The sequence below is a fragment of the Longimicrobiaceae bacterium genome (assembly GCA_035936415.1).
GTDB lineage: Bacteria > Gemmatimonadota > Gemmatimonadetes > Longimicrobiales > Longimicrobiaceae > JAFAYN01.
In genome coordinates this window covers 1-6,246 of record DASYWD010000425.1, presented here as the reverse complement: position 1 = coordinate 6,246, position 6,246 = coordinate 1, and the positions used below count along the sequence as shown (strand labels likewise).

Sequence of the window (6,246 nt, the reverse complement as noted above, 5' to 3'; positions counted from 1 at the left end):
GCCCACGGGCGCCGGGCCGCTGCGGCTGGACGACCCCGCCGTCGCCGCGGCGGTCGCCTGCCTCCCCGGCACGCCGCCGGCCGTGGCGGGCGACCCGGAGCAGCTGGCGTACGTCATCTACACCTCGGGCTCCACGGGCCGCCCCAAGGGCGTGGCCGTCCCGCACCGGGCCGTCGTGCGCCTGGTGCGCGGCGGAGGCTTCTTCCCTTTCGGCCCCGACGAGCGCATCGCGCAGGTCGCCAGCCCCGCCTTCGACGCGGCGGTCTTCGAGGTCTGGGGAGCGCTCCTCCACGGCGCCAGCCTGGTGGTCGTCGACCGCGACCCGTCGCTTTCCCCGGCCGGCTTCGCGGAGGAGCTGCGGGCGCGGAGCGTCAGCGCGCTCTTCCTCCCCACGGTCCTCTTCAACCGCGTCGTGCACGAGGTGCCGGACGCCTTCTCCACCCTGCGCCACGTGCTCTTCGGGGGCGGGGCTGTCGACGCGGAGATCGTGCGCCGCGTGGTGGAGGGGGCCGGCCCGCGGCGGCTGCTGCACGTGTACGGCCCCACGGAGAACACCACCTTCACCTGCTGCCACACCGTGGCGGAGCCATCCGGGGCGAGGGAGGCGGTCCCGATCGGCCGGCCGGTGGGGAACACGCGCGTCTACGTGGTGGACGCGCACGGCGCGCCGGCGGCCGTCGGCCAGCCCGGCGAGCTGTACGCCGGGGGCGTGGGTGTGGCGCGCGGCTACCTGGGCGACCCATGGCGGACGGCCGAGCGCTTCGTGCCCGACCCGTACTCGGGTGAGGCGGGGGCGCGGCTGTACCGCACGGGAGACCGGGTGCGCTGGCGGGCGGAGGGGGTGCTCGAGCACCTGGGGCGGACCGAGGGCCAGGTGAAGGTGCGGGAGCTCCGGATCGAGCCGGGGGAGATCGAGGCGGCGCTGCTGGAGCAGGAGCCGGTGCGGGAGGTGGCGGTGGTGTCACGGGAGGACGTGCCGGGGGAGAAGCGGCTGGTGGCGTACCTGGTGGCTGGGGAGGGCGGAGCGGTCCCGACGGAAGAGATGAAGAGCCGGCTGCGGGAGCGGCTGCCGGAGCACATGGTGCCGGCGGAGTACGTGGTCCTGGAAACGCTCCCCCTGAACGCCAACGGCAGGATCGACCGGCGGGCGCTGCCTGCGCCGGAGGCGGCGGCGTACGAAGCGCCGCGCACGGCGATGGAGGAGCTCGTGGCGGAGATCTGGGCGGAGGTGCTGGTGCGGGAGCGGGTGGGGGTGCGGGACGACTTCTTCGAGCTGGGGGGGCACTCGCTGCTCGCGACGCAGGTGCTCTCACGGCTGCGGCAGGCGATGCGCGTCGAGGTGCCGCTGCGGACGCTCTTCGAGGCGTCCACCGTGGAGGCCCTGGCGAGGACGCTGGAGGAGCTGCTGATCGGCGGGCTGGACGCCGCGCAGCTGGCGGAGCACCTGAGCCGGGTGGAGCCGGGGCAGGAGACGTACGTCGGTGATTGACCCGTGCTCCGGTCCGGAAGAGCGGTAGAGAACGTCATCCTTCAACGTCACCACACATGAGCCACCAGCCCACCGACGGAGTCACGGGCGCGCTCGGGCACCTCTCGTCCGCCGCGAGGCAGGTGCTCCTGCAGAACATCCTGCGGGAGCGGGGCGCGCGGGTCCAGGAGACGATCCCCCGCCGCGCCTCGCGCGGCCCCGCGCCGCTGTCCTTCGCGCAGCAGCGGCTCTGGCTCGTGCACCAGATGGAGCCGGACAGCCCTGCCTACAACATCCCGCACGTGCTGCGGCTGCACGGCGAGCTGGACCCGCGCGCGCTGCGGCGCAGCCTAAGCGAGCTGGTGCGGCGGCACGAGTCCCTGCGCACGGTCATCCGGGAGCACGGCGGAGAGCCGGTGCAGGTGATCGGCCCGGCGGCGCCCGTGCCGCTGCCGCTCGTCGACCTGCGCGGGGTTCCGGACGGCGAGCGGGAGGCGCGGCGCCTGGTCGCCGCCGAGGCGCAGCGGCCCTTCGACCTGGCCCGCGGGCCCGTGCTGCGCAGCACGCTGCTGCGCCTGGACGAGCGGGAGCACGTGATCTGCTTCACCGTGCACCACGTGGTCAGCGACGGCTGGAGCATGAAGGTGCTGGTGCGCGAGGTGTCGGAGCTCTACCAGGCCTTCAGCCGGGGCGGCGTGCCGGAGCTGCCGGGACTGCCGCTGCAGTACACGGACTTCGCCGTATGGGAGCGCGGCCGGCTCACGGGGCGGGTGCTGGACGAGCAGCTGGCGTACTGGAAGGACAAGCTGCGCGGCGCCCCGCCGCTGCTGGAGGTGCCCACCGACCGCCCGCGCGCGGCGGGCAACGGCGTGCGGGCGGGGAGCCGGGAGTTCGCGCTCTCCGCGGAGGCGGCGCGGGCGCTGCGGGCGCTGTCACGGCGGGAGGGCACGACGCTGTTCATGACGCTGCTGGCGGGCTGGCAGCTGCTGCTGGCGCGCTACGCGGGGATCGACGACGTGGTGGTGGGTACCCCCATCGCCGGGCGGACGCGGAGGGAGACGGAGGGGCTGATCGGCTTCTTCGTGAACATGCTGGCGCTGCGCGGCGAGCTCGCCGGCGACCCCACCGTCGCGGAGCTGCTGGCGCGGGTGCGGGAGACCGCGCTGGGGGCGTACGCCCACCAGGAGCTGCCGTTCGAGCGCCTGGTGGACGAGATGGTGACGGAGCGCAGCCCCACCCACGACCCGGTCTTCCAGGTGAACTTCCTGCTGCAGCCGGCCAGCGAGGAAGCCGCGCTGATGCTGGCCGAGGTGGAGGTGGCATCGTTCTCGGCCATCGCCCGGGTGGCCAAGCACGACCTGGAGCTGGAGATGACGGACGGCGAGGAGGCGCTGACCGGGGTGCTGGGCTACCGGACCTCGCTGTTCGACGCGGACACTGCCGAGCGGATGCTGGTGCACCTGGCCGCGCTGCTGGAGGAGATGGCGGCGGGCCCGGAGCGCAGGCTCTCCGAGCTGTCGATGCTGCGCGGCGCCGAGCGGGCGCGGCTACTGGAGGCGGCCTGCGCCCCGGCGGCCGCGCACCTACTGCCGTGCGCGCACGAGCTCTTCGCGGAGCAGGCGGCGCGCACCCCGCACGACGTGGCGGTGGCCTTCGGGGGCGAGTCGCTCACCTACGCAGAGCTGGAGTGCAGGGCCGGCCGGCTGGCCTTGCACCTCCGGAGCCGGGGCGTCGGCCCCGAGACGCGGGTGGGGATCTGCGCCGAGCGGTCGCCCGAGCTGGTGGTCGGCCTCCTGGGCACCCTGATGGCTGGCGGGGCCTACGTGCCCATCGACCCCGCCTACCCGGCCGAGCGAATCGCCTACATGCTGGGCGACGCCGCCGTGCCCGTGCTCCTCACGCAGGAGCGCCTCCTGGAGCGCCTCCCCGCCCACGCGGGCGAGACGGTCTGCCTGGACCGCGACGGAGCTCGGATCGCGGCGGAGAGTGCCGGGCCGCCCGCCGCCCGCGTCGATCCGGACGGGCTGGCGTACGTGATCTACACGTCGGGGTCCAGCGGCCGGCCCAAGGGGGTGGAGGTGGTGCACCGGGGGCTGAGCAACTACCTGGCGTGGGCCGCGGAGGCGTACGCCGGCGAGGGGCACGGGGCCCCGGTGCACTCCTCCCTGGCCTTCGACCTGACGGTCACCTCGCTCCTCGTCCCCCTTCTGCAGGGCGGGCGGGTGGTGCTGGTCCCGGAGGAGGCGGGCGTGGACGGGCTCGCCCGGGCGCTGCGCGAGCAGCCGGGCTTCACCCTGGTCAAGCTCACCCCCGCGCACCTCGCCCTGCTGGCGGAGCAGCTCTCAGAGGCCGAGGCCGCGGCGGCGGCGCGCACCCTCGTGGTGGGCGGGGAGGCCCTCCCCCCCGAGACGGCGGCGTACTGGAGGCGGGTAGCGCCGGGGACGGCGCTGGTCAACGAGTACGGTCCCACGGAGACGGTGGTGGGGTGCTGCGTGTACCGGGTGGCGGAGGTGCCCGCCGCGGGCGGCGGCGTCCCCATCGGCAGGCCCATAGCCGCGGCGCGGCTTCACGTGCTGGGGGAAGGACAGCAGCCGCTGCCGGCGGGGGTGGTGGGGGAGCTGTACGTGGGCGGCGCCGGGGTGGCGCGGGGGTACCTGGGCCGGCCGGAGCTGACGGCCGAGAGGTTCGTGCCGGACGGGCTTGGGGGGGAGCCGGGGGCGCGGCTGTACCGGACGGGGGACCGCGCGCGGTGGCGGGCCGACGGAGAGCTGGAGTACCTGGGGCGGACGGACGAGCAGGTGAAGGTGCGGGGGTTCCGGATCGAGCCGGGGGAGATCGAGGCCGCGCTGCGGGAGCACGGCGGGGTGCGTGACGCGGTGGTGGTGGCGCGGGAGGACGCCCCCGGGGAGAAGCGGCTGGTCGCCTACCTCGTGCCGGAGCCGGGAGCGGAAGCCGTCCTCGGCGCGGTGCAGAAGCGCGTGCGGGAGCGGCTCCCGGAGTACATGGCGCCGGCGGCGTACGTGATCCTGGATTCTCTGCCGCTGACGGCCAACGGAAAGGCGGACCGGCGCGCGCTGCCGGCGCCCGAGGGGAGCGGGGGGGACGCGTACGTGGCGCCCCGGTCTCCCACGGAGGAGATCCTGGCCGGGATCTGGGCGGAGGTGCTGCGCGTGGAGCGGGTGGGCGTGCGGGACGACTTCTTCGAGCTGGGGGGCCATTCCCTGCTGGGGATGCAGATCGTCGCCCGGGTGAGGCAGGCGCTGGGCGTGAGGGTGCCGCTGCTGGCGGTGTTCAAGACGCCCACGGTGGCCGCGCTGGCAGGGCGCCTGGACGCCCTCCTGCGCGCCGGCACCCTAGACGGCGGCGCCCCGCCCGAGCGGGCTTCCCGGGAGGGGCCGCTCCCCCTCTCGTTCGCGCAGCAGCGGCTGTGGATCGTGGACCGGCTGGAGCCGGAGAGCCCCGCCTACAACATGCCCTTCGCGCTGCGCCTGCGCGGCGCGCTGGACGCCGCCGCGCTGCGCGCGAGCATCGGCGAGCTGGTGCGCCGGCACGAAGTGCTGCGGACGGTCTTCGAGGAGCGCGACGGCGAGCCGGTGCAGGTCGTCTGCCCGCCCGCCCCCGCCCGGCTGCCGCTGGTGGACCTGGGGACCCTCCCGAACCCGGAGCGCGAGATGGCGCGGCAGGTGGCGGAGGAGGCGGACCGCCCGTTCGACCTGGCGCGGGGACCGCTGCTGCGCAGCGTGCTGCTGCGGCTGCGCGCCGAGGAGCACGTGCTGCTTTTCACGCTCCACCACATCGTCAGCGACGGGTGGAGCACGGACGTGCTGGTGCGCGAGATGTCGGTCCTCTACGCCGCGCTGAGCCGGGGCGAGGCGGCGCATCTCCCCGAGCTGCCGGTGCAGTACGCGGACTACGCCCTGTGGCAGCGCCGCCGCCTGAGCGACGAGGTCCTGGCGGAGCAGCTCGGCTACTGGAAGGCGCGCCTCGCCGGAGCGCCGCCCCTGCTGGAGGTCCCCACGGACCACCCGCGCGCGCCGGGCCAGAGCGCCCGGGTCGGGAGCCACCCCCTGCGGCTGTCGCAGGAGGCGGCGGGGGCGCTGCGGGCGCTGTCGCGGCGCGAGGGGGCGACGCTTTTCATGACCCTGCTGGCCGGCTGGCAGGCGCTGCTGGGGCGCTACGCGGCCCAGGAGGACGTGGTGGTGGGGACGCCGGTGGCGGGGCGGACGCACGCGGAGCTGGAGGGGCTGGTGGGCTTCTTCGTCAACATGCTGGCGCTGCGGGGCAGGCTGGGCGGCGACCCCACGTGGAGGGAGCTGGTGGCCCGGGTCCGGGACGAGGCGCTGGGGGCGTACGCCCACCAGGATGTGCCGTTCGAGCGCCTGGTGGAGGAGCTGGTGACGGAGCGCAGTGTCATGTACGCGCCCCTGTTCCAGGCGGCGTTCTCGCTGGGGCGTGACGGCGGCGGCGACCGGCTCAGGCTGGGCCGGGTCGAGCTGGAGCCGTTCGCCGCCGGCGAGGGAGTCGCCAAATTCGACCTGGGACTGGAGATGCTGGAGGGGGAGGCGGGCCTCTCGGGGACGCTCACCCGCCGGACGTCGCTGTTCGAGGCGGCAACGGCCGAGCGGATGGCGCGGCACCTGGAGACCCTGCTGGATTCGATGGCGGCCCGCCCGGAGGCGCGCGTGTCGGAGGTGTCGCTGCTGCGCGGGGCCGAACGGGTGCAGGTGCTGGAGGCCTGGAACGCCACCGCCGCCGCGCTGCCGCGCGCCTGCGTCCAC

At 75.3% G+C, this 6,246-nt stretch carries 2 protein-coding genes; both read left to right on the top strand.

What is annotated here, in order from left to right; translation table 11 throughout:
• Positions 1-1,489, top strand: a 1,489-nt coding sequence (locus VGR37_17285; GenBank protein HEV2149165.1) for a non-ribosomal peptide synthetase, incomplete at its 5' end; no start/stop codon positions are given.
• Positions 1,490-1,545: 56 nt separating this feature from the next.
• Positions 1,546-6,246 (top strand): amino acid adenylation domain-containing protein (locus tag VGR37_17280; GenBank protein HEV2149164.1); only part of this gene is annotated, 4,701 nt, incomplete at its 3' end.